The organism is Pedobacter sp. CFBP9032 (genome assembly GCF_034045265.1).
GTDB lineage: Bacteria > Bacteroidota > Bacteroidia > Sphingobacteriales > Sphingobacteriaceae > Pedobacter.
Window position 1 is genome coordinate 1 of sequence record NZ_JAXCWE010000017.1, and the last position, 24,437, is coordinate 24,437.

Here is a 24,437-nt window from a genome sequence, read left to right on the forward strand (position 1 = left end):
CGGTGAGCACAAACACAACAGTCGCCTATTGTTGTTTGCTCTTCTTTTTTAACTTCTTCCAATATGTCAAAGAACTTTACTGAGGCTGAAGGTCGAAGGTATAAAGGTCTAGGGTTTCATGTGCCCCAACCTAAGCTCCGTTTCAGCTTCGTTAGTCAAAAACTCCGGTCTCGAACCGTTTAATACTTTTTATCGTATCTGCCCCATGGCGTTTCTTCTTATCTTAATCTTTATGTCAATGTAGATCATCGATCCCGATGATATCTTTTCTTTTTATTTTCTGTTGTCGTTTAGTTTCAGCTACAGGCGTTAACCTTATACCCTATACCTTTCAACCCTCAACCTTTAATGGTGGAGAATAACGGAGTCGAACCGTTGACCTCCTGCGTGCAAGGCAGGCGCTCTAGCCAGCTGAGCTAATCCCCCAGAGTGTAGTTATCAGTTTTCAGTTATTAGTTTCCAGTTATATCAACTGTTAACTGCTAACCGCAAATTGTAAACTTTAATGGTAGTCCCGTCCAGATTTGAACTGGAGACCCCTACATTATCAGTGTAGTGCTCTAACCAGGCTGAGCTACGGGACTGTTTGAGTTAAGGTGAGCTTGTTAAGTAGTCAGTATATAGTATCTTACCGCTACTGCTTTCCCTTGGGCTTACCCTTATCTAATGCCGTTATGCTTGCCTTATTAGCAGGCCCACCGTTTATTCTGGGTGTTTCTCTTTTAATTTTTTGGTTTGTTAGTTGTTGGTTTGTTAGGCAATTAGTCTTTCAACCTTAAGCCTTTTACCTTTAACCTTCTACCTTATTCGAAATATCATGTTGCGAAAGCTGAGTAGGTGATGCTACTCCAGAAAGGAGGTATTCCAGCCGCACCTTCCGGTACGGCTACCTTGTTACGACTTAGCCCCAGTTATCGGTTTTACCCTAGGACGCTCCTTGCGGTTACATACTTTAGGTACCCCCAACTTCCATGGCTTGACGGGCGGTGTGTACAAGGCCCGGGAACGTATTCACCGCGTCATTGCTGATACGCGATTACTAGCGAATCCAACTTCATGGGGTCGAGTTGCAGACCCCAATCCGAACTGTGAATGGCTTTGTGAGATTCGCATCATATTGCTATGTAGCTGCCCGCTGTACCATCCATTGTAGCACGTGTGTAGCCCCGGACGTAAGGGCCATGATGACTTGACGTCGTCCCCTCCTTCCTCTCTGTTTGCACAGGCAGTCTGTTTAGAGTCCCCACCTTAACGTGCTGGCAACTAAACATAGGGGTTGCGCTCGTTGCGGGACTTAACCCAACACCTCACGGCACGAGCTGACGACAGCCATGCAGCACCTAGTTTCGTGTGATTGCTCACTCATTTATCTCTAAATGATTCACTAACTTTCAAGCCCGGGTAAGGTTCCTCGCGTATCATCGAATTAAACCACATGCTCCTCCGCTTGTGCGGGCCCCCGTCAATTCCTTTGAGTTTCAATCTTGCGACCGTACTCCCCAGGTGGAACACTTAACGCTTTCGCTTAGCCGCTGACTGTGTATCGCCAACAGCGAGTGTTCATCGTTTAGGGCGTGGACTACCAGGGTATCTAATCCTGTTTGATCCCCACGCTTTCGTGCCTCAGCGTCAATTAAACCATAGTAAGCTGCCTTCGCAATCGGTGTTCTGAGACATATCTATGCATTTCACCGCTACTTGTCTCATTCCGCCTACCTCTAGTTCATTCAAGCCCGTCAGTATCAAAGGCACTGCGATAGTTGAGCTACCGTCTTTCACCCCTGACTTAACGGGCCGCCTACGCACCCTTTAAACCCAATAAATCCGGATAACGCTTGGATCCTCCGTATTACCGCGGCTGCTGGCACGGAGTTAGCCGATCCTTATTCTTCCGGTACATTCAGCACAATACACGTATCGTGGTTTATTCCCGGATAAAAGCAGTTTACAACCCATAGGGCAGTCTTCCTGCACGCGGCATGGCTGGTTCAGAGTTGCCTCCATTGACCAATATTCCTTACTGCTGCCTCCCGTAGGAGTCTGGTCCGTGTCTCAGTACCAGTGTGGGGGGTCATCCTCTCAGATCCCCTAGTCATCGTCGCCTTGGTGGGCCGTTACCCCGCCAACTAGCTAATGACACGCATGCCCATCTCTATCCCATTAATGTTTGATCATTGAATAATGCCATTCTGTGATTTTATGCGGTATTAATCCGGATTTCTCCGGGCTATCCCCCAGATAAAGGTAGGTTGCATACGCGTTACGCACCCGTGCGCCGGTCTCAATCTAGCAAGCTAAATCTACCCCTCGACTTGCATGTATTAGGCCTGCCGCTAGCGTTCATCCTGAGCCAGGATCAAACTCTCCATTGTAAAATGTTGTTGATTCTGACCAGTTTTAACTATTGTTAAAAATAGTCTTCTTTTGTTTTGTCTGTTAGACATCACCTTTAAAATAAAGCTACTTAATCATGTACTTCAATCAGTACTTCATTAAACCCGCTTTCGCTACATTGACATCTCTTTTAAGAACTTATCAGGCAAGACCTCACGGCCGCCTTTTCTATATATATCTTCAAACTTCAGTTCGCTTAAGTCGTATTCGTCTTAGCTTGTTTTTCGTCTGTTTCAATCTTGTTTTTATAATCGTAATGACATCCGCCACCTGATCTTTTTTCCCTTCCCTTTCGGTTGGGAGTGCAAAGGTAGAAATCTTTTCCCAACTTCCAAATAAAATAAATTTTATTTTTTTATTGTTCTTTTCTCTCTTTTGCTTTTCAATTTGCTGGTCTCTCAACCAGCGCCCCATTCCTTCCGAAGCGGGATGCAAAGGTAACAAAACAATAGCAATCTGCAAATCGCTTTGAAGAAAAAGTGAGGCGTTAGTTGTAAAAGACTGTAAATCATCACCAAAAAAAACAGCCCGCTTAAAACTTTTTCAAAAGATGCGTGTTTAATTAGGTTATTTTGATTAGAAAGTTAGTGGGTTAGTAGTTTAGCAGAGGGGTTAGTAGCGAACTAGACAAAGAAAAAAATAACTAAAATTAACTTAATAAGCAATGTGTAAATATGTACGATAACTGCCTACAAGACTTTTCCGGCAGATTAAAAAAGATTTACTTAATGAAGTTCAATTTGCAACCTGCCATTTGTTCTTAGTACCGTCTATTCCACCTAAACCCGACCGCAGTGGAAAACCCGCAGCGAGGCACGAGGGAGGATTTGGAACAAAGGGCGGGGCTGAACCTTAGATATGCAGCAATGGCATTGCTTTCCAAATCATTTAATACTGACCTGTACTTAACAGTACTAAAGTACAAGCTTCCATTGGTTCGATACCATGTTGATCAAGCAGCTTCTCTAACTCGTAATTCTCTGTACCCGGATTAAAAATAACTCTCTTGGGTTTTGTCTCTAATATATAATCATGATACTGGGGTTGCAACGCCGGACCTATATATAATGTTATGGTATCTATATCCTGATGAATTTCAACGGGTTTCTCAATTTCTACCCCTGCCACTTCTCCTTTTTTAATTCCGACGTTAACGATGTCATGATTAAAACGCGTTAACATGTGGGCCGCTTTATAAGAATATCTGGATGGATCTGGAGATGCACCAATTATTAATGTTTTTTTCATGTTCTTAATTTTATTTAAAACTTAGCTAATAATGCAATCTGACCTGCATGGTAGGCGTGATGTTGCGTCAATCCACTTACTAATTCTCTTTTAGTGATCAGCTTTCCTGAAATTACATTCGATGCTTCATTAATTTCATCATCCCATTGGTTAGCACTGATAGATTCACAATATCTGATTAACTCTTCATTGGCTACTTTAAAATTGAAAATTATCTTCTCCCAATATTGAGGTGTCTGTTTATCGGGAACTGGCCAATCGCCCATTATGGGTTCATCTGCTAAATTACCCATTAAACGAGAGGTTACTTCTTCTGTCCAGGCGGTTAAATGAAGCGCAATTTCTGCTATGGAATGAGAATTGGGTATAAAAAAATTAAATGCGTTTTCTGGCTTAACATTATTTAATATCTGCATAACATGATTGCCATGCCAGGCATCTCCATTAAAGGCTTTCTTAATTTCATTAGTCATATCAAACATAACAAAATAACAATGCGGATAGTAGAAAGTTTTAAGCTGTGGTTCGGATAGCATTTACACAGTTGATACCATCTATGGCTGCTGAAATGATTCCGCCAGCATAACCAGCACCTTCAGCACAAGGATATAATCCTTTTATTTGAGGATGCTGATAGCTTTCTTTATCTCTTGGAATGCGAACTGGTGATGATGTTCTGCTCTCCACTCCTACCAAAATGGCTTCATTTGTATAATAGCCTTTTATCTTTTTTCCGAATACGGGTAACGCTGCCCTCAAACTTTCGGAAACAAAACCCGGAAGAATGTTATCCAGCATTACACTTTTTGTACCTGGCAAATAAGAGTTTTTTGGAAGATCTATCGACAGTTTGTTATGCACGAAATCCATCATCCGCTGTGCGGGAGCAACTAAATTGCCTCCTCCAGCTTCAAAAGCAAGCTTTTCTATTTGAGACTGAAAATTCAACATCCTTAGTGGATCGTAACCCTGAACATCATTTAAAGTAACTTGTACAACTGTGCCTGAATTGGCAAATGGATTATTCCGTTTTGACGGAGACCAGCCGTTCACCACAATTTCATTATCGCCTGTGGCACAAGGTGCGATAATTCCACCCGGACACATGCAAAATGAGAACACACCACGTGACCCAACCTGCTCTACCAAACTATAATAGGCTGGCGGGAGAAACTCAGATCGTGTATCGCAATGGTATTGAGCGGAATCGATAATCTCTTGCGGATGCTCGATTCTGACGCCTAAAGCAAATGGCTTTGCTTCGATTAATATATTCTTGCTATTCAACAACTCGTATACATCTCTGGCAGAATGACCTGTGGCCAGGATAATATGATCTGCAAATAATTTATCTTCGAAATTAATTTCAATACCTTTTACTTTTCCGAATTCGATCAGAATATCTGTCATCTGGCTATCGAACATTACCTCCCCGCCTGCATTCAGAATTGTTTCTTTAATGGCAGTAATAATGTGAGGTAACTTATTAGTCCCAATATGTGGACGGGCATCAATCAAAATATCTTTATCAGCTCCATGATCTACAAATGCCTGAAGCACTTTATTAATATCGCCTCTTTTATTAGATCGTGTATATAATTTACCATCAGAATAGGTTCCTGCCCCCCCCTCTCCATAGCAGTAATTAGATTCTGTATTGACAATTCCCTGCTTATTAATGGCAGCTAAATCTCTCCGGCGCTGCTTCACATCTTTTCCTCGTTCGATAATAATTGGCTTTAAACCATTTTCAATGCATTGTAGTGCTGCAAATAATCCTGCCGGACCAGCACCAACAATAATTACATGCCTGGCATCACTCACGTTTGGATAATTGATGGTATTGATTTCCAGAACCGGAACTTCATCTACAAATACGCTGACCTGCAAACGAAAAATGACCGTGCGGGATCTTGCATCGATAGAGCGTTTCAAAATATCGAAAGCTTTTATACGGCTTTCATCTAATTTTAAAGCTTGAGCTAGTTTGGTTTTAATTACATCAAACTGCTCTACCTGATGTGGGAGCAACGTAATTTCGATATCTTTTTGCATAAAATAAGTCAGGTTTTTATCCTGAATGGATACAAAGATAATCAGAAAATCCAGTATCCGAATAACCGGTTTTGTTTGGTATTGATAGTTTCGTTAACAGGAATGGCTCGAGACCTATTTTGATTAAGAAAGTGATAGCAGGATTACTGAAGAAAAATGCACTCAATTTTAATTACATTTATAATAATTAGGCCACTCTAACCCTGATCTGAATTTTATTTTAGCATTATGAACACCTTCTTAAACTGCCGAAACATAACAAAGCATAGCGAAACAAGTCAAATGCGACATAATTAGCATGCAAGTTGTCAGTTTTTAGCCTAAATTGTAACAAAGGAACAGATTTTGTGATCTGATTATAAATTGAAAATTATCAGTTTGACAACATAAGACAAAAACCATAAAAATGAAAAGATTAGTAATCGGAATTTTAGCTGCTGTTATTGCAGTTACCTCTCTAAGCTCATGCGGATATAATAGCATGGTTAAACTTGATGAGAACGTAAAATCAAAATGGGGAACAGTACAAACCCAATATCAAAGAAGGGCAGATTTGATTCCAAACCTGGTAAGCACCGTTAAAGGTGCTGCTAAATTTGAGCAGGGAACTTTAACCGCTGTAGTTGAAGCTCGTGCAAAAGCTACTCAAATGACGGTTAATGCGGATGATTTAACACCAGAGAATATCCAGAAATATCAGGCCGCACAAGGGCAGTTAAGCCAGGCATTAGGTAAATTATTATCGATTACCGAAGCTTACCCTGAGTTAAGAGCCACGCAGCAGTTTAGTGATCTATCTGCTCAATTGGAAAGCACTGAAAATAGAATTACCGTTGCCCGTAAAGATTTTAATGATGCTGTTCAGGCTTATAACGGAAAAATCAGATCGTTTCCTACAAATTTAACCTCTGGCATGTTTGGTTTTAAACCAAAAGGATACTTTGAGGCTGATGCCACTGCGAAAGATGCTCCAAAAGTAGAATTCTAATTCTTCAACGATAACATTTAAGGGTAGTGAGTGTTTAATCTAATGATAAACACTCACTACCCTTTTTACTTCAATTAAAACAAAATCATGTCGTTATTTTCAGATATTGAACAAGATAAAATCGCTCAGGCAATTTCGGATGCAGAAAAAGCAACCTCTGGAGAAATCAGAATTGCCATTGATAAGCATTGTGAAGGCGATCCTTACGAAAAGGCAACGGGATATTTTTCCAAACTAAACATGGATAAAACATCCTTAAGAAATGGTGTATTAATTTATCTTGCTCATGCAGATCATAAATTTGCCATCATTGGGGATTCGGGAATAAACAAAGTTGTACCAGCTGATTTTTGGGAAACAACCAAAATTGCCATGACGGCCCATTTTGCTAAAGGTAATTTAGCCGCAGGAATTATTGCAGGTGTTGCCCTGGCTGGCGAAAAGTTAGCCTTATTCTTTCCTCCACAAAAAGGCGATATTAATGAATTGCCGAATGATATCGTTTTTATGGATAAACCCGAAAATAAATAAACAATGAAAAAATTATTCCTTTTTTCGCTTCTCAGTTGCTTGTTTACTTTTGGCTTTGCACAAGATTTTCCAGCTAAACCAAATACACTTGTAAGCGATTATGCTAATGTTCTGTCGGCTGATCAAAAACAAGCTTTAGAAACAAAGCTGGTCACATTCAATGATTCATCGTCAACACAAATTGCAATTGCTATTTTAAAATCTGTTGGCGATTATGATATTAACGAATATGCGGTAGAATTAGGCCGGAAATGGGGCGTTGGTCAGCAAGGTAAAAACAACGGGATTATGATCGTTGTAGCGGTTGGTGATAGAAAGATTTCTATCCAAACCGGTTATGGCCTTGAGGGCGCGCTACCTGATATTTATGCCAAACGAATTATAGATAATGATATCAAGCCAAATTTTAAAGCTGGAAATTATTATGCCGGTTTAGATGCCGGTACCACATCAATTATTAAATATACCAAAGGCGAATACAAAAGTGACGGGCCAAAGGCATCTTCTTCTAAAAAAGGAGGATTTGGCAGTATTTTCATCGTGATCCTAATCGTTGTGGTCATCATTATCGTGATGCGCAAAGGCGGTGGTGGTGGCGGCAATAGTGTAATTGGCGGTCGTGGTGCATCGAATGCATTATTCTGGGGCATGCTTTTCGGAAGCGGCGGTGGCCGTGGAGGAAATAGTGGCTGGGGCGGCGGTGGTTCTTCCGGCGGTGGTGGATTTGGAGGATTTGGTGGCGGAAGTTTCGGCGGTGGCGGATCTAGCGGAAGCTGGTAGCTGAAATCGTTTTTCGTTTGATCGTTTATCCTTAGTGGCTGATAATTTTCAACTTTACTGAATAATACAGATCAACATTGTTTAAATAATAAACTGATAAAGCATGTACAGAAAAGATTTAATTACCGCTGAGATCCAGAAACTAGCAGAAGTTTTAGCTCGTATTATGGGACTAAAACTCGAAGGAAAATTGGAAGATGCGTTAATTGTTTTTAATGAAGCCATGGAAAATAGTTTCTTGCTTCCGATTGATATTTTGGAAAGCAATGACCTCTCCGTTTTTAAAAGCTGGCTGGAAACAGGTAACCTTACTCCCGAAAAGCTCGATTCATTAAGTGAGTTCCTTTATTATGAGCTAGGCACCAGCGCCGAAAGAAATCAAGCTATTGCACCAAAGCTCAATTTAGTTTATCAGTTTTTAGCGGATAAACACAAAATTGTACATTTGGTAAATTTACATCGCCAAAAAACCATACAGCAATATATCTATTGGTAAGGCGATCATTATCATTCAATATTAAAAACACATGATGATAGAAAAGTGGCAAAAACTTGCCTCTAAATATTTGGTAAAAGAGAAATGGGCTACCTTAAGAGTAGATGAGGTAGAACTTCCAGGCGGAATTATTAAAGATGATTATTTTGTTTTAGAATATCCTGACTGGGCTACGGCAGTTGCTTTAACCGAGGAAGGGAAAATTATTATGGTTCGCCAATACCGCCATGCGGCAGATATTATATCATTGGAAGTTCCGGGTGGTGTAATTGATGGAGATGAAGGCCCTGAGGCCGGTGTGAAACGAGAATTGCTGGAAGAAACAGGATATACCTTCAAAACCTGTAAACTGGTTGCCGAACTTTATCCAAACCCTGCTACCTCCAATAATAAAACCTTTACTTATGTGCTAACAGGTGGTGTTAAAACGCATGAACAGCATTTAGATGAACATGAGATCTTAAATGTGGAAGAATATTCGATTGACGAGGTTAAACAATTATTAAAGGATAATAAAATTGCGCAATGTATTCATGTTGCTGCATTACATTATGGTTTAGCTGAAATTGAAAGCATGCGTCATATTTAGTCTTTCTTCCCCGGATAACAGTGCGTTTAAGGGAAATGACTAAATTTTAAATAAAAAGTCCTGATTTGAACGTTCAAATCAGGACTTTTTATTTTTCAGAAATCGGTATAGAAAACTATTTTTTGACCTTAACCCCCTATACCTTTTGCCTTAAACCTTTATTAACTCATTTTTAATTTCTTCTGAATATCGTGTACGTAAGCTTTAAACTTCTTATCTGTATCAATTAGATCTTCTACCGTTTGGCAAGCGTAAATAACCGTACTATGGTCGCGGCCGCCAAAGAACGCACCAATTGTCTTTAACGATGATTTAGTATGGCTTTTAGATAGATACATTGAAATTTGACGGGCTTGTACAATTTCGCGTTTCCGGGTTTGAGATTTAACCATATCTACCGGTACTTCGAAGTATTCACAAACCAATTTCTGAATGTACTCCATCGAAATTTCTTTGGTTGTATTTTTGATAAAGTTCTTCAACATCTGCTTAGCTAACGCTAAATCGATCTCTTTCTTATTCAAGGTAGCTTGTGCCAGTAAGGAAACCATAGCGCCTTCCAACTCACGCACATTGTTATCAATGTTATGTGCTACGTATTCTACTACTTCACCCGGCAACTCAATACCATCTGCGTACATTTTCTTTCTAAGGATTGCTATACGCGTTTCTAAATCCGGAATTTGTAAATCTGCAGATAGACCCCATTTAAAACGACTTAGCAAACGTTCTTCTAAACCGGCTAAATCTTTAGGTGCTTTATCAGATGTTAAAATAACCTGTTTACCTGATTGATGTAAATGGTTAAAAATATGGAAGAAAATATCCTGCGTTTTCTCTTTACCTGCGAAATTATGCACATCATCCATGATGATCACATCCATTGCCTGATAAAAATTAACGAAATCATTAATGGTGTTATTTTTTAATGAGTCTACAAATTGCTGACAAAATTTCTCGCAACTTACATAGATAACCAGCTTATCTGGCATACTACGTTTAATCTCATTACCAATCGCCTGTGCAAGGTGAGTTTTACCTAAACCTACACCACCATAAATCATTAATGGGTTAAATGAGGTACCACCTGGTTTAGCGGCTACGGCATAACCTGCAGAGCGGGCTAAACGGTTGCAATCTCCCTCTATGTAGTTTTCAAAAGTGTAGTTAGCATTTAATTGCGGATCAACATTTAATTTTTTTAATCCAGGGATGATGAAAGGATTTTTAATGTCTTTATTGATTGAAACGGGAATCGGCATTGACTGTACTTTAGCCTCTGCTCCATTTCCATTCGAAGGCATGTTTGTGGTATACGGGCTACCGCTGTTTGAAGATTTATCTACAACGATATTATATTCTAACCTGCCGTCTTCTCCAAGCTGTTTTTTTACTGTCTTCCGTAGCAAGCCTACGTAGTGTTCTTCAAGCCATTCGTAAAAGAACAAACTTGGCACTTGTATGGTTAAAACCTTACCTTCTAACTTAAGGGCTGTGATAGGCTCGAACCAAGTTTTGAAACTTTGGGTCGGGATGTTATCCTTAATAATTTGAAGACAGTTCTTCCACACTTCTGTACAAGTTTTTTCCATTGCGATTTCTATAATTTATTGATTTCCAGAGCCATTGGGACAATACTGGATGGTCCGTTTAGGGATTACGAATATTGACAAAATTATCAACATTTTAAACAAAAATTTCAAATAATTCGTAACCTACTGACAGGTAATACCGTAGCACAGTTAACCTCAATTTTTTATGTTGATAACTATTTACCAACATCGTTTATCCACATTTTAATCTCAAACAACTTAATAATCCATTCCAGATTAAATCAATTTCATTGCGCAAATGCCAGGCCATTTTTCTTTCAGTTTTAGAACCATTTGTAGTTTTATTCTTTCGAATAACCCAATCAACTGATTATCAAAGCACTCAAAATATTAATATTTTCTGTTCATTTTCGAGCCCAAAAATTTCATCCAAATTACCTCTCACAATACTACTTCTCAGTTAGTGAATAGAACAATTTTTCTATCGGTATTCACCAAATATGCTACGCATCACATCAGAAATTTCACCCAATGTTGCATATTTTTCTACTGCATCTATAATAAGCGGCATTAAATTTCCAGTTCCTTTTGCGGCATCTTCCAATGAATTTAACGCATTTTGAACAGCGATGTTATCTCTGATACTTTTTAGATGTAGTAACTTATCAGTCTGAAGTTTTCGGATGGAATCATCAATATTGAAGACTTCCGTTATCCCTTCTTCCAATTGCGTAAACTTATTTACCCCTACTGAAACCCGTTCCCCGGTTTCTATTTCTTTCTGATACTGATAAGCGGAGTTTGCAATCTCATTTTGCATATAATCACTTTCGATGGCATTAACCGATCCACCCATCGCATCTATCTTGTCAATATATAGCCATGCTGCAGCCTCTACCTCATCGGTTAAATTTTCGACAAAAAAAGAACCTGCTAAGGGATCTACTGTATCGGTTACACCACTTTCAAACCCTATAATCTGCTGGGTACGTAATGCTATTTTTGCCGCAGCTTCCGTTGGTAAAGAAAGTGCCTCGTCATAACCATTGGTATGCAGCGACTGAGTGCCGCCCAGAACAGCTGCCATTGCCTGGTTTGTTACCCTGATTACGTTATTAAGCGGTTGTTGGGCCGTTAGGGTTGAACCACCTGTTTGTGTATGAAAGCGAAGCATCTGCGCCTTCTCCTCCGAAGCACCGAGTTCTTTCGTGATTTTTGCCCACATTCTTCTGGCTGCCCTGAATTTGGCAATCTCTTCAAAAAAGTTGTTATGGCAATTAAAGAAAAAGGATAGTCGTTTGGCAAAGACATTAATCTCCAACCCTTTATCTATTGCTGCTTTAAGGTATGTTTTTCCATTGGCTAGCGTAAAGGCAAGCTCCTGTACTGCACTTGATCCGGCTTCGCGAATGTGATAACCAGAAATGGATATTGTATTCCATTTTGGAACTTCCTGACTGCAAAATTCAAAAATATCGGTAATTAACCGCATTGATGGCTTGGGCGGATAAATATAAGTTCCTCTCGCCGCGTATTCCTTCAAAATATCATTTTGAATAGTTCCTGAAATCTGCTTTAAGTCTGCCCCCTGTTTTTTAGCCAGCGCGATATACATCGCCAGTAAAATAGAGGCAGTGGCATTTATAGTCATTGAAGTGGTGATATCTTTCAGCTGGATTCCATCAAAAAGTATTTCCATATCTTTTAATGAATCGATGGCAACCCCAACTTTACCCACTTCTCCATCGGCCATTTCGTGGTCAGAATCGTAACCAATCTGCGTAGGTAAATCAAAGGCTACCGATAAACCGGTAGTTCCCTGAGCTAATAAGTAATGGTAACGTTTATTCGATTCTTCAGCCGTCGAAAAGCCTGCATATTGTCGCATGGTCCATAAACGTCCACGATACATATCCTTCTGAATACCTCTGGTAAACGGAAATTCGCCAGGCTTTTCTTCAATTGGCTTGGCGGAAGTATAAAGTTCCTTGATTTCAATCCCGGAGGTGGTAGTATGTTTCATAGGAAGAGTTGATTAGAGGGTTACATGATAAGCAGGTTAGTTGATATTTGGTAAGTTGTTTTAGGAATCCTGATACAACCGCCTAATCACTACTGATATAAAAGATTAAAAAATTAAGATAAAACTATAGAAAAGGCATCAATATCCTTCCTTCAGCACCAAAATGGCAACAAGTTGTCCATCTGATCAAACTAGTGAAAGATATCTTTTAACTTCCCAACTAACCATCTCCACAACTTCTTCGTTAAAACAATCGCTGAATGTCCTTTTTTATTAATTCAATGGTTAAATCATAAGGATTTTCATCAATGCTGGCCATGTGGGTTAGAATTGCTTTGCTTAATTCTATGCCATTAGCATCTGCCGGCAAACCATCAACAGCATTATTTATCATTGCAATGGTATCATCCTTTAACTTGCGAACAACATTCCAGGTCACACTATCAACATACAATTGTTGTGTAATATTGTGTTGATATTCTGATTTCACTTCATTTAAGATCCCTGCCTGAAGCGTTGAAATCCCGATTCCTTGCTGATGTAAGCGCACCAGGAGATTTGCAGGATTAATCCGATCTGTAAAAATGATTAGTCGTTCGTGCGCCTGTAAACGCAATGGCAAAAGGTGCGCCCTGCTTTCTTTATTTAATTCAGCTTCTTTCAAATTAAAAAAGCTTTGTATATCACTTCTCAAAATATAATATACGCCCATTAAAGCGCCAAAAACGCCTGCAAATAGTATAACGACATCAGTTAAAATCTGTTGGATATTCATAGGTATTGTTTAAATACGGTAATTTCTCGAACCGCTGAAAGCAAAAATGTGCATTATTATTTATATTTGTAACAGATAAAATTTAAATAGATATGAGCACAACAGTTGATACAACATTTGCACCGGTTACTTTCTCTGAGGGAGCGTCTAAAGAACTATATAAATTAAAAGATCAGCAGGAGATTGGTGAAGATTATGGCTTACGCGTTGGCGTTGAAGGCGGTGGTTGCGCAGGCATGAATTATATTTTAGGTTTCGATCAAAAGAAAGAGGGCGACCAGGAATTTTTTATCGATGGCATTAAAGTTTTCATGAACAAAGCTCATCAAATGTACTTAATGGGCATGATGATCGATTGGCAAGATGGACTAAATTCACGTGGTTTTACCTTCGTAAATCCTAATGCAACGAGTACCTGCGGTTGCGGAACGAGCTTCTCTGCATAAAAAAAATATTATTGTAACATAAAGTATAGTCCCCTTGTCTAAACATCGGGACTTTTTTTATTTTTACAAATAGAGGTTAAAGGCAAAAGGTATAGGGCTTAAGGCTTTAGTGCCAACTTTGATACGCTATATTTAATACCCTATACTACAATAATGAATTACAGAGAAAACATCAGACTGGCATTAGAATCGATCAAGGGTAATCGTTTGCGAACTATGCTTACGGCCTTAATTATCGCGATCGGACTAATGGCACTGGTTGGAATTCTGACTACGCTAGATGCGGTAAAGAAAAGCATGACTGATGCTTTTAGCAGCATGGGTGCTAATTCATTTACGATCAGAAACCGTGGTACGGGCATTAGGATAGGAAATGGAAAGCGGCCAAAGCCTTTTAAATCCATACGTTACGAAGATGCCATAAAATTCAAAGACAGTTTAAATGCACCCGCAACTGTTGCCGTGAGTGTGACGGCAAGTGGCGGTTCTACGGTTAAATATGGTAATCTCAAAACCAATCCAAATATTAATGTACAAGGTATTGATGAAAATGGCCTTGCCTCTCAAGGTTTAAATCTTTCTGAAGGTAGAAACTTTGGTACTTCTGAAGTAAAGCTGGGAAGCAATGTCTGCATTGTGGGTGGTGAAGTGGTAACCAGGCTTTTCAAAGATACCGACCCTATGGATAAACTGATTAACGTAGGAAATAATCGTTTCAAAATTGTTGGTATTTTAGAGAAAAAGGGTTCAAGTATGGGCTTTAGCGGAGACAGAGCCGTTTATGTTCCTCTATTGAAAGCGAAGCAAATTAACGCAAATGCAAACCCATCTTATACCATTACCGTTATGGTATCTGATAATAATGATCAGGAAAATGTAATTGGTGAATCTACAGCTTTATTTAGAAACATCCGGAAGGTTAAAATTAAGGAATCTAATAATTTTGAAATTACTAAAAGTGATGCCATTGCACAGACGTTATTTGAGAACCTTGCTTTCGTAGCTGTAGGTGGAATAGCCATTGGAATCATTACCTTAATTGGTGCATCAATTGGCTTAATGAATATCATGTTGGTTTCCGTAACCGAGCGAACAAGAGAAATCGGAATCAGAAAGGCCATTGGTGCTAACCCTAAAGTAATTCGCAGACAGTTTCTTATAGAAGCTGTTGTGATCTGTTTAATGGGTGGTGCATTGGGGATATTTCTGGGAATTGTTTTAGGAAACATTATATCCCTTGCTATGGGTGGAGCATTCCTTATTCCCTGGACTTTTATTATTGGCGGCTTTGTGCTTTGTGTTGGCGTTGGAATTTTATCAGGTTATTACCCTGCTAAAAAAGCATCAAGATTAGATCCTGTAGAGGCTTTAAGGTATGAGTAAGCTTCCAGAAATCTATTTATAACCAAACGCTAAGCAGAAATATCTCTTTAAATTAAAACATTATTTAATTGATGCTGACTCAGCAATTGCTGCATTAGTGGCGTATACAAGCTTTCTTCCAATGCAGCAGCATGTTTTAGATGATGCATATCGCTCCCAATAAAATCTACAAGATGATATTCTACCATTTCTTCTGCAGCTTTTTTAGCACCAAATCCATAATAGCCTGTTAAGGCGATAGAATTCATCTGAAGCAAACAGCCTGTTTCTCTAATTTGATGTAAGCTTTCGATTGAATTATAAAAATATGGATAGCGCTCCGGGTGTGCCAATACAGGCTGATACCCGGCATCCTGAATAATTTTAATAAAATTTAAAAGATTTGGTGGTGCATTGATATAGGAAAGTTCGAAAAGCAGGTATTCTTTTCCAAATGTTAATACTTCTTTCTGTCTAACTTTCTTTTCCAGTGTCTCATCCAGGTAGTATTCTGCCGCTGCATCTACTTCCAGATTGAGCTGAATATCGCTGAGTCCCTTTCTTAGAATATCAAGTCCACGGTTAATGGTGTCAGGCGTATTCCTAAAATAATCCGCCATAATATGAGGCGTTGCAATCAGTTTGTTAAACCCGAGCGCTTTAAAACGTTTAGCCAACTGAATAGAATCGTTCAACGTTTGTGCACCATCATCTATCCCCGGAATAATATGCGAGTGCATATCTATTCCAATATTGGAGAAATTAAATTCGGGTACTATTCTCTTTTTCTTAAATAATCCGAACATCACAATAGTTCTTAATTTATTTCTTTTGGAAGATTTGATGCTTCAGCAGAAGAAGCGAGTTTTGAGGAATAAATTTTACTGAGTAAATGATTTAAATCTTCGCTCAGGTCAAATTGCAGATCCTCATGCAGTTTTTTGTATTTATTTAGGGTTACAGCAACTGTTTTTAAGAAGAATGTAGCAAATAAAATCATATAATCCCGATAACCAAGCGTAGATTTTCTATAATCGAACGGAACCATATTTAAGATGAAGATTTTTAATTCAACTTCGCCGATTGGGTCTTTAGTTACCTTGTAAAAATGGTTTACCGCGGTAATCATCTTTCTAACTTTAACCAATGCTTCTTTTGCATTCAGCTTTTTTAAATCGACTACCTGCTCTTCTACATCGGCTTTAATCTGCTCTTTTCGATGTTCCAGATCAGATTCATCTTCCAACAATTTATAATGAAGATGTTCGGTAAGCACTTTGTCTTTGGCAATCAAACGCAATAACAACCTGTCTTTTTCCTTCACAGGCAAGTCTGTTATTGCATTTTTTAAATCTTTGTGCTCCGATAGTTTCATTTAAAAAGGGTTAGCCTTAATATATTTTTCCCATTCCCAGGCAGATCGCATCATCTCATTAACATCTAAGGAAGCTTTCCAACCTAATTCTTCATTAGACTTGGTTACATCGCCATAAATTTGAACAATATCGCCAGCTCTTCTCGGTCCGAGATTATAATTAAGTTTCTCTCCATTAACATTTTCAAAGGCCGAAATGATTTCCAAAACTGAAGATCCTTTTCCGGTGCCGATATTAAAAACATCAAAGTTTGATGATGTATCTTTCTTTTCCATTTTTTTTATGGCAGCAACGTGCGCCTTCGCTAAATCTACAACGTGGATATAATCGCGAATAGCAGAACCATCCGGAGTGTCATAATCGTTACCATAAACAGTAATCGGACCACGTTTACCGACGGCAGACTGTGTAATAAAAGGAACCAGATTTGCCGGAACACCATTTGGCAATTCGCCTATTAAAGCGGTTTCATGTGCACCTACCGGATTAAAATAACGCAATGCAATTACGTTTAGGTCTGGTGTTACTGCAGCAGTTTCAGCCAAAATTTCTTCTGCAACCTGCTTAGTGTTTCCGTATGGAGATTCTGCTTTCTTTACAGGCGCAGCTTCTGTAACTGGCAAGCTATCTGGTTGCCCGTAAACAGTACATGATGATGAAAATACAAAGTCAATTTTCCTGTTAAAGGCAGTCAATAGATTGATTAAACCGAAAAAATTATTTTTATAATATTTTAAAGGTTTTTCAACTGACTCGCCAACAGCTTTTGAAGCTGCAAAGTGGATAATCCCTGTAACATCTGTTTGGGCTGCAGCAAATTCTTTTACTGCACTTTCATCCTGCAAATCAATCTCATTAAAATCAAACCACTTACCTGTTATGGCATGTAACTGGGTTAAAATTTTGATGTTTGAATTGGATAAGTTATCTACAATGACAACCTCATATCCTGCATTATGTAACTCTACAACGGTGTGCGATCCTATATATCCTGTTCCACCAGTAACTAATATTTTTGACATCTTAACGGTTAAATGTGGTAAAATCTTTATGATCAATTTTTTCTAAAGCTTCTGCTGGTAGAGATTTGAAATACTCATAAGTAATTCTTAAACCTTCGGCACGCCCCACCTTTGGCTCCCATTTCAAAATTTCACGTGCCTTGGTGATATCCGGACGTCTTTGTTTTGGGTCATCCTGCGGAAGTTCTTTATATACTATTTTTTGTGTGGTACCTGTAAGCTTGATAATTTCTTCACAAAATTGCTTGATGGTGATTTCATCTGGATTACCGATGTTAACGGGCTGCGCATAATCACTCTTCAATAAACGAAAAATTCCTTCAATTAAATCATCAACATAACAGAAAGACCTGGTTTGGCTGCCATCTCCAAATACAGTTAAATCTTCTCCTCTCAAAGCCTGTCCAATAAAAGCTGGTAAAACACGCCCATCATTAAGCCGCATTCTCGGTCCGTAGGTATTAAAAATTCTAACTATTCTGGTTTCTACACCATGGAAGGTATGATATGCCATGGTAATTGCTTCTTGGAAACGTTTAGCCTCATCATAAACGCCACGAGGCCCCACAGGGTTTACATTGCCCCAGTATTCTTCTGGTTGTGGGTTTACATTTGGATCTCCATAAACTTCTGATGTGGATGCAATTAACATTCGCGCACCTTTATGCCTGGCCAAACCCAAAAGATTGTGCGTGCCTAAAGATCCTACTTTTAACGTTTGAATTGGAATTTTCAGGTAATCTATCGGGCTAGCCGGGGAAGCAAAATGGAGAATATAATCCAACTTACCAGGGATGTGCACAAACTTGGAAACATCATGATTGTAAAACTCGAAGTTCTCTAATTTAAAAAGATGTTCAATGTTGGCCAAATCGCCGGTGATCAGGTTATCCATTCCGATCACATGATAACCTTCTTTTACAAAACGATCACATAGGTGAGAGCCCAAAAAGCCGGCTGCACCAGTAATCAAAATTCTTTTCTGACTCATCTTAATCTATCAATTTTCTGCCTATACTGTTATAATAGTAACCAAGATCGATCATTTTTTGCAGATCATACAAATTCCGACCGTCGAAGATTACTTTATTTTTTAAGACCTTGTCTATTTTTTCAAAATCTGGATTGCGGAATACAGACCATTCTGTAGCAATTAGCAACGCATCTGCATTTTCTAAAGCCTCATATTGGTTGTTGGCATATTTCACCTGATCGCCAATAATGCCCTTTACATTTTCCATGGCTTCAGGATCAAATACAGTAACGGTTGCCCCATTTTCAATTAAAGCATTAATGATATATAAAGCAGGAGCCTCGCGAATATCATCTGTTTCTGGCTTGAAAGCTAATCCCCAAAGGGCAAAATGTTTTCCGTTAATATCGTTTTTATAATATTTTAAAACTTTATCTACCAAAATAGTTTTTTGTCGTTCGTTAACTTCCATAACCGATTTCAAAATCTGAAAATCATACTGATAATCATCTGATGATTTAGCTAAAGCCTGAACATCCTTCGGAAAACATGAGCCTCCGTATCCGATACCAGGAAAAAGAAAGCGTTTGCCAATCCGGTCATCCGATCCAATTCCTTTTCTTACAGCATCTACATCAGCACCTACCAATTCACAAAGGTTTGCCACCTCATTCATAAAGGTAATCTTAGTTGCTAAAAAAGAGTTTGCAGCATATTTTGTTAATTCAGAAGAACGCTCATCCATAAATAAAATCGGATTTCCCTGGCGAACATATGGCCCGTACAGTTCTGACATCAGCTTTTTAGCCTTTTCACTTTTTGTACCCAATACTACCCGGTCTGGCTTCATAAAGTCATCAACTGCCACACCTTCCCGCAAAAATTCAGGATTAGAAACTACATCTACTTCTATAGATGTATTTTCTTGAAAAACAGCTTTAACCTTATCTGCAGTACCAACCGGCACGGTAGATTTGTTTACGATCACTTTATATTCTGTAATCAGCTTAGAAATATCTTTTGCCGCACCAAGAATGTAAGACAAATCTGCAGCACCATCTCCGCCTGGAGGCGTTGGTAAGGCCATAAAAATGATTTGCGCATCTTTCACTGCGTCAGCAAGGTTGGTGGTAAATGTTAACCTTCCTTGTGCGATATTCCGGTGAAAAAGCAAATCCAGTCCTGGCTCATATATCGGCACCTCCCCATCCTGCATTTTCTTTACTTTACTTTCATTTATATCGACACAGATGACGTCGTTTCCAGTTTCTGCTAAACATGTTCCGGTAACCAAACCCACGTATCCGGTACCTATAACGGCTATTTTCATATATTCTTAAGCTTTTTAAATATATTCGTTTTATCTTGGCACGAAGATATGAAATTACACTTATGCTTTTGCTTTACACAGTCGGAATTCAGGTTTACGCGTTAATAATTAAAATATTTTCACTCTTTAATCCAAAGGCCAGGCATTTCATCAATGGCCGTAAAGCTATTTTTGAGCAAATCGCAGCGCGGATAGATGTTACGCAAAAACACATCTGGTTTCATTTCGCCTCTTTGGGAGAGTTTGAACAAGGCAGACCAGTATTGGAAAAATTGAAAGATAAATATCCGCAGAAGAAAATTGTTGTCACTTTTTTTTCACCATCAGGATATGAAATCAGGAAGAATTATGCCCTGGCGGATGTATTTTATCTTCCATTAGATTCTAAAAGTAATGCTAAACGTTTTATTGAAGCCATAAATCCTGAGTTAGCTATATTTACTAAATATGAATTTTGGCATTATTACTTTAAGGAACTTCATGATCGAGCGATTCCTTTATATTTAATTTCTGGTATTTTCAGGCCTGATCAGGCTTTCTTTAAGTGGTACGGAGGCTTTTATCGCAATATTTTATCTTTTGTTACCTATTTCTTTGTTCAGAATGAGGAAAGTGAAACTTTATTAAAATCCATCGGAATAAACAAGGTGACCATCAATGGTGATACACGCTTCGATCGGGTTTTTGAAAATGCCCAAACGCCTAAAAAGTTAGCATTAATTGAACAGTTTATAGGAAACTCACCTACACTGATTTGTGGCAGTACCTGGCCTGAAGATGAAAATTTGATCTCGGCTTTACCAGGAAAATATCCAGATTGGAAATTTATTATCGCACCACATGAAATTCATGATAATCACATCGAAAGTATAGAGAAGCAGTTCCCTGCTGGCAGTTTACGGTTTTCGGTTTTTAGCTCGCAATTGAATGCGGATGATTCTGAAATCCCAGCCCGCACAGCTCAGGTTTTAATTATCGATAATATTGGTATGCTTTCGTCTCTGTATCAGTATGGAAAAATGGCCCATATTGGCGGTGGCTTTGGTGCCGGAATTCACAATACACTAGAGGCCGCAGCTTTTGGTTTACCGGTAATTTTTGGCCCTAAGTACGATAAATTTCAGGAAGCAAAAGATTTAATTGCTCTTGGCGCAGCAAAGACTATTGTTACAGAAATTGAGCTTATTAAAGCTTTTGAAGAATTAATGAATAATGAAAAAGCTGCGAACGATGCAAAGAAATATGTGGAAGATAAAAAGGGGGCTACTGATCAGATCATTTCAATGATTACGAAAGCAAATTAGCCTTCGCAATTTCATCAACAATTTCAGGAATCTCCTGATCGATAGAAACTACTAAAACATCTGGTTCATCACTTTGTGGCTCTTCCAATGTTTCAAATTGACTTTCCAACAAACTAGATGGCATGTATTGATGAGATCTTTTAGAGATTCGTCCGTAAATCAGCTCGAAACTTCCTTTCAGGTATACAAAACGAATGGAGCTATTTTCTTTCCTTAGTAAATCTCTATAGGCCTTTTTTAGTGCAGAACAAGCAATAATGCAGCTTGTTCCTTCTTCTACATGGTTGTGCCCAACCTTTGCAATCAGCGCTAACCAATCTTGCCGATCTGCATCAGTAAGGGGAATACCCGCAGCCATTTTATCTACATTTCTTTGTGAATGCAGATTATCACCGTCAATAAATTCAGCATGGATAGCTGGAGCAAGTGCTCTACCGATAACGGTTTTGCCACTTCCAGAAACACCCATTAAAATTATAAAACTTGCCATTTAAATTACTTTATCATACCAGCCAGGGCTTCAATAAATACCGGACTATCATTTAAACTTTCTACCAATTGTACATGTTCGCCACCAAGCTCCCTGAATTCTTCATGATATTCTACGGTAATTTCATAAAGGGTTTCCAGGCAATCGGCTACAAAAGCAGGACTAAAAACCAACAATCGTTTTTTACCTTCAGCAGCTAACTTTTTCAATACATCAGTGGTGTAAGGTTGCACCCATGGTTCTTTTCCTAGCCGCGATTGAAAGCAGACGGTATATTGATCTCTTGTTAAGTTTAATTCTTTCGCAATTAATCGGGCCGTATCATGTCCTTGTGCAGAGTAACAAAATTTATTGGTATCATTTAAAGTCTGGCAACAATCTGCTGTTTTTAAACAATAGCTTCCAGTGTGATCACATTTCAAAAGCTGGCGTTCCGGTAATCCGTGGAAACTAAAAAGCACGTGATCATAATTTTCAACATGATGTTTTTTTGCATTTTCTGCAAAAACCTTAATCATTAGTTCGTTATCATGAAAGGAATTGACAAAGGAGATGGGTGGCACTGTTTGCCATTTACTCACCAATTCCATTACCAGCTGCATTACTGAACCAGAACTTGCAGAAGCATATTGCGGAAACATTGGAATTACCTGAATACTTTCTACTAAACCTGCTTTTAGATTTGATAATGCAGTTGCAATAGACGGAGTTTGGTAGCGCATTGCCAGTTCTACATGGTATTCATCGCCCAATCGCTCTTGCAACATTTTAGCTTGCAAGCGGCTATAATAAAGTAGCGGAGAACCATTTTCATTCCAGATTTCTTTATACAATTTTGCCGTTTTAGGACTCCGGAAAGGAACGATAATTCCTTTAACCAATAGTGTTCTGTTGAATTTAGGAATATCAATCACCCGCTCATCCATCAAAAACTGATCAAGATATTTTCTAACGTCAGGTGTTTCCGGACTATCAGGTGTTCCTAAATTTACAAGTAAAATTCCCTTTTTGCTCATTGATAAAAATATGTTTCGTCGCGCAAATATCGCGTTTTTAGTTCCAAGTAGTGACTACCAAGTATCAAGATTTGGTAAAAAGCTAAGCTTTTGTTTTGTACAATTGCCACCATGGTGTACCGGGTTTCTGATGGTGTTCTAAATGATACCCAAAAAAATAGCAGGTAAAGAATGCCAATAAATGATTCTTCTGAAGTGTTGACGAATGATATTCATTTTCATGCTCACCTTTATGTGGCAGGTAGGTGCCAAAGTAAAATAGTTGGAAAGTGCTCATGAGCGACGGCAAAACCCAAAAAAGCAACAGGTTTCTTTGATCAATCCAGATTTGCAAAACGTTAAAAGCAACAGCCATGATTACCAGCTGGATGATGGTTACATAGTTAAGCATGAAGCTTAAATACCATCTCCAAAAACCATGGGGAGCAAAATCCGGATCTTCCTCAGTGTGCACATGGCTATGGTGTTTATGGTGTTTCGCGTATAGTTTATTATAGAAAAAGCCTGCGTACAGAAATACGGAAAGGTAGCCAATAAAGTTATTGATCGTTTTATTGAGAGAGATTGTGCCATGCATGGAATCATGAGCAGTAATAAATAGGCCTGTATATAAGTGCATTTGAACAAAAATCATCAGGTAAACCACTGGATTACTCCATTGGAAATTCCAACTCAAGAGAAAAATGAGCGAAGTGAGCCATAATGCAATTACAGCTAACGCGACTAGAATTCCTAAATATGCGTGATTTGTTTTCAAATGAACAATATTGAACGTTTACAATACAGATAACAACTAACGCTAAAGAAAGTTAGAAAAGATGACGGGATTAAAACCCTTCTAAAGCAACTTTCACTTTTTCCATTAGCCACATCGGAGTTGATGTAGCACCGCAAATTCCAACACTATCGTTTTCGGCGAACCAATTTAAATCCAATTCCTCTATGTTTGAAATGAAGTAGGACTGATCGTTAAATTTCTTACATACATCGTAAAGCACTTTTCCATTAGATGATTTCTTGCCGGAAACAAAAATGATCTTGTCGTAATTACCCACAAAATTTTCTAACTCCTGGTATCGGTTAGATACTTGTCTGCAAATGGTATCATTTGCTTTCACCTCATAACCGCGACTCAACAGCTCATCTTTGATATGATAAAATTTATCGGTGCTTTTTGTAGTCTGACTATAAAGGGTAAATTTCGAAGGCAATTCTACGTGATCCAACTCTGCTAAATCCTGAAAAACAATTGCTTTGCCATCTGTTTGACCTTGCAAGCCGATTACCTCCGCATGACCATGTTTTCCAAAGATCAAAATCTGCTCATCATCATCGTGAGAATTTTTGATTCTGTTTTGCAATTTCAACACCACAGGACAAGAAGCATCTATTAGCGTGAGATTATTTTCCAAAGCCAATTGATAGGTTGATGGTGCCTCGCCATGCGCCCTGATTAAAACTTTTTCGTTTCTTAAGTCTTGTAAAACCTCATGATCGATAATTTTTAATCCGCGTTTTGTTAAGCGTTCCACTTCTTCATCATTGTGAACAATATCCCCCAGACAGTATAAATAACCTTCATTATCTAAAATATCTTCGGCCATTTCGATAGCATAAACCACACCAAAGCAAAACCCGGATGATTTATCAATATTGACTTGTAAGTTTAAATTGCTCATTATTCTT

24 protein-coding genes, 2 tRNA genes and 1 rRNA gene are annotated in these 24,437 nt (G+C 38.7%); 8 read left to right on the plus strand and 19 right to left on the minus strand.

Features of this window, described 5'->3' with window-relative positions:
• Positions 1–349 precede the first annotated feature (349 nt).
• The 7 genes from SOM16_RS21490 to SOM16_RS21520 all read right to left on the minus strand — a co-directional run bounded on the left by SOM16_RS21490 (position 350) and on the right by SOM16_RS21520 (position 5,697).
• Positions 350–426: transfer RNA gene (locus SOM16_RS21490), tRNA-Ala, on the minus strand.
• Positions 427–506: 80 nt separating this feature from the next.
• Positions 507–584, minus strand: a tRNA-Ile gene (locus tag SOM16_RS21495).
• Between the two features lie 268 nt (positions 585–852).
• Positions 853–2,372 (minus strand): 16S ribosomal RNA (locus tag SOM16_RS21500).
• 202 nt (positions 2,373–2,574) lie between these two features.
• Entirely contained in the window at positions 2,575–2,856 is a 282-nt protein-coding gene (locus tag SOM16_RS21505; RefSeq protein ID WP_320466055.1) for a hypothetical protein, read from the minus strand.
• Positions 2,857–3,282: 426 nt separating this feature from the next.
• Positions 3,283–3,642: a CoA-binding protein gene (locus tag SOM16_RS21510; protein ID WP_320466056.1), complete on the minus strand. Its 360-nt coding sequence runs from the start codon at positions 3,640–3,642 to the stop codon at positions 3,283–3,285.
• A 14-nt stretch (positions 3,643–3,656) separates the two neighbouring features.
• A complete protein-coding gene (locus SOM16_RS21515; RefSeq protein WP_320466057.1) occupies positions 3,657–4,115 on the minus strand; it encodes a DinB family protein in 459 nt (152 codons plus the stop codon).
• A 40-nt stretch (positions 4,116–4,155) separates the two neighbouring features.
• On the minus strand, positions 4,156–5,697 hold the full coding sequence (locus SOM16_RS21520) for an NAD(P)/FAD-dependent oxidoreductase (RefSeq protein WP_320466058.1): 1,542 nt from the start codon (positions 5,695–5,697) through the stop codon (positions 4,156–4,158).
• A gap of 406 nt (positions 5,698–6,103) precedes the next feature.
• On the opposite strand from SOM16_RS21520, the gene SOM16_RS21525 reads away from it, so the two are divergent.
• The 5 genes from SOM16_RS21525 to SOM16_RS21545 all read left to right on the plus strand — a co-directional run bounded on the left by SOM16_RS21525 (position 6,104) and on the right by SOM16_RS21545 (position 9,081).
• Positions 6,104–6,685 (plus strand): LemA family protein, encoded by a 582-nt coding sequence (locus tag SOM16_RS21525; RefSeq protein ID WP_320466059.1) that lies wholly within the window; start codon positions 6,104–6,106, stop codon positions 6,683–6,685.
• An 87-nt stretch (positions 6,686–6,772) separates the two neighbouring features.
• The gene (locus SOM16_RS21530; protein WP_320466060.1) at positions 6,773–7,216 is read left to right on the plus strand and encodes a TPM domain-containing protein; all 444 of its coding nucleotides are present in this window, start codon (positions 6,773–6,775) and stop codon (positions 7,214–7,216) included.
• A gap of 3 nt (positions 7,217–7,219) precedes the next feature.
• Entirely contained in the window at positions 7,220–7,996 is a 777-nt protein-coding gene (locus SOM16_RS21535; RefSeq protein ID WP_320466061.1) for a TPM domain-containing protein, read from the plus strand.
• 103 nt (positions 7,997–8,099) lie between these two features.
• On the plus strand, positions 8,100–8,492 hold the full coding sequence (locus SOM16_RS21540; protein ID WP_320466062.1) for a hypothetical protein: 393 nt from the start codon (positions 8,100–8,102) through the stop codon (positions 8,490–8,492).
• 31 nt (positions 8,493–8,523) lie between these two features.
• Positions 8,524–9,081, plus strand: coding sequence for an NUDIX hydrolase (locus SOM16_RS21545; protein ID WP_320466063.1), 558 nt, complete (start codon positions 8,524–8,526; stop codon positions 9,079–9,081).
• A 161-nt stretch (positions 9,082–9,242) separates the two neighbouring features.
• Here SOM16_RS21545 and dnaA read toward each other — a convergent pair whose 3' ends face one another.
• The 3 genes from dnaA to SOM16_RS21560 all read right to left on the minus strand — a co-directional run bounded on the left by dnaA (position 9,243) and on the right by SOM16_RS21560 (position 13,432).
• Positions 9,243–10,673 carry a chromosomal replication initiator protein DnaA gene (gene dnaA, locus SOM16_RS21550; protein ID WP_320466064.1) on the minus strand — a complete coding sequence of 477 codons (1,431 nt, stop codon included), beginning with the start codon at positions 10,671–10,673 and terminating at the stop codon, positions 9,243–9,245.
• 442 nt (positions 10,674–11,115) lie between these two features.
• Positions 11,116–12,657 carry an acyl-CoA mutase large subunit family protein gene (locus SOM16_RS21555; protein WP_320466065.1) on the minus strand — a complete coding sequence of 514 codons (1,542 nt, stop codon included), beginning with the start codon at positions 12,655–12,657 and terminating at the stop codon, positions 11,116–11,118.
• A 244-nt stretch (positions 12,658–12,901) separates the two neighbouring features.
• Positions 12,902–13,432, minus strand: coding sequence for a hypothetical protein (locus tag SOM16_RS21560; protein WP_320466066.1), 531 nt, complete (start codon positions 13,430–13,432; stop codon positions 12,902–12,904).
• Between the two features lie 92 nt (positions 13,433–13,524).
• Here SOM16_RS21560 and SOM16_RS21565 point away from each other — a divergent pair, with 92 nt between their 5' ends.
• Both SOM16_RS21565 and SOM16_RS21570 read left to right on the plus strand, forming a co-directional pair.
• Entirely contained in the window at positions 13,525–13,878 is a 354-nt protein-coding gene (locus SOM16_RS21565) for a HesB/IscA family protein (RefSeq protein ID WP_029286505.1), read from the plus strand.
• A gap of 153 nt (positions 13,879–14,031) precedes the next feature.
• A complete protein-coding gene (locus SOM16_RS21570) occupies positions 14,032–15,261 on the plus strand; it encodes an ABC transporter permease (RefSeq protein WP_320466067.1) in 1,230 nt (409 codons plus the stop codon).
• A gap of 47 nt (positions 15,262–15,308) precedes the next feature.
• Here the strand turns inward: SOM16_RS21570 and SOM16_RS21575 are convergent, their stop codons facing one another.
• From SOM16_RS21575 to SOM16_RS21595, 5 genes are read right to left on the minus strand one after another with little or no spacing between them, the layout of a single operon-like run.
• On the minus strand, positions 15,309–16,046 hold the full coding sequence (locus SOM16_RS21575; RefSeq protein WP_320466068.1) for a tyrosine-protein phosphatase: 738 nt from the start codon (positions 16,044–16,046) through the stop codon (positions 15,309–15,311).
• Positions 16,047–16,057: 11 nt separating this feature from the next.
• Positions 16,058–16,615, minus strand: coding sequence for a hypothetical protein (locus SOM16_RS21580; protein WP_320466069.1), 558 nt, complete (start codon positions 16,613–16,615; stop codon positions 16,058–16,060).
• Positions 16,616–17,638 carry a UDP-glucose 4-epimerase GalE gene (galE, locus tag SOM16_RS21585; protein WP_320466070.1) on the minus strand — a complete coding sequence of 341 codons (1,023 nt, stop codon included), beginning with the start codon at positions 17,636–17,638 and terminating at the stop codon, positions 16,616–16,618.
• Position 17,639: 1 nt separating this feature from the next.
• The gene (locus SOM16_RS21590; protein ID WP_320466071.1) at positions 17,640–18,629 is read right to left on the minus strand and encodes a UDP-glucuronic acid decarboxylase family protein; all 990 of its coding nucleotides are present in this window, start codon (positions 18,627–18,629) and stop codon (positions 17,640–17,642) included.
• Position 18,630: 1 nt separating this feature from the next.
• The gene (locus tag SOM16_RS21595) at positions 18,631–19,941 is read right to left on the minus strand and encodes a UDP-glucose dehydrogenase family protein (RefSeq protein ID WP_320466072.1); all 1,311 of its coding nucleotides are present in this window, start codon (positions 19,939–19,941) and stop codon (positions 18,631–18,633) included.
• Between the two features lie 35 nt (positions 19,942–19,976).
• On the opposite strand from SOM16_RS21595, the gene SOM16_RS21600 reads away from it, so the two are divergent.
• Positions 19,977–21,245, plus strand: a complete 1,269-nt coding sequence (locus tag SOM16_RS21600) for a 3-deoxy-D-manno-octulosonic acid transferase (RefSeq protein WP_320466073.1) — start codon at positions 19,977–19,979, stop codon at positions 21,243–21,245.
• Here the strand turns inward: SOM16_RS21600 and SOM16_RS21605 are convergent.
• The 4 genes from SOM16_RS21605 to SOM16_RS21620 all read right to left on the minus strand — a co-directional run bounded on the left by SOM16_RS21605 (position 21,229) and on the right by SOM16_RS21620 (position 24,430).
• Positions 21,229–21,735, minus strand: a complete 507-nt coding sequence (locus tag SOM16_RS21605) for a gluconokinase (RefSeq protein WP_320466074.1) — start codon at positions 21,733–21,735, stop codon at positions 21,229–21,231. The two genes, SOM16_RS21600 and SOM16_RS21605, sit on opposite strands and share 17 nt — an antisense overlap.
• Positions 21,736–21,740: 5 nt before the next feature.
• The gene (gene hemH / locus SOM16_RS21610) at positions 21,741–22,751 is read right to left on the minus strand and encodes a ferrochelatase (RefSeq protein ID WP_320466075.1); all 1,011 of its coding nucleotides are present in this window, start codon (positions 22,749–22,751) and stop codon (positions 21,741–21,743) included.
• A gap of 82 nt (positions 22,752–22,833) precedes the next feature.
• Positions 22,834–23,508 (minus strand): fatty acid desaturase, encoded by a 675-nt coding sequence (locus SOM16_RS21615; protein WP_320466076.1) that lies wholly within the window; start codon positions 23,506–23,508, stop codon positions 22,834–22,836.
• Positions 23,509–23,578: 70 nt separating this feature from the next.
• The gene (locus tag SOM16_RS21620; protein WP_320466077.1) at positions 23,579–24,430 is read right to left on the minus strand and encodes a 4-hydroxy-3-methylbut-2-enyl diphosphate reductase; all 852 of its coding nucleotides are present in this window, start codon (positions 24,428–24,430) and stop codon (positions 23,579–23,581) included.
• Between the last annotated feature and the right edge of the window lie 7 nt (positions 24,431–24,437).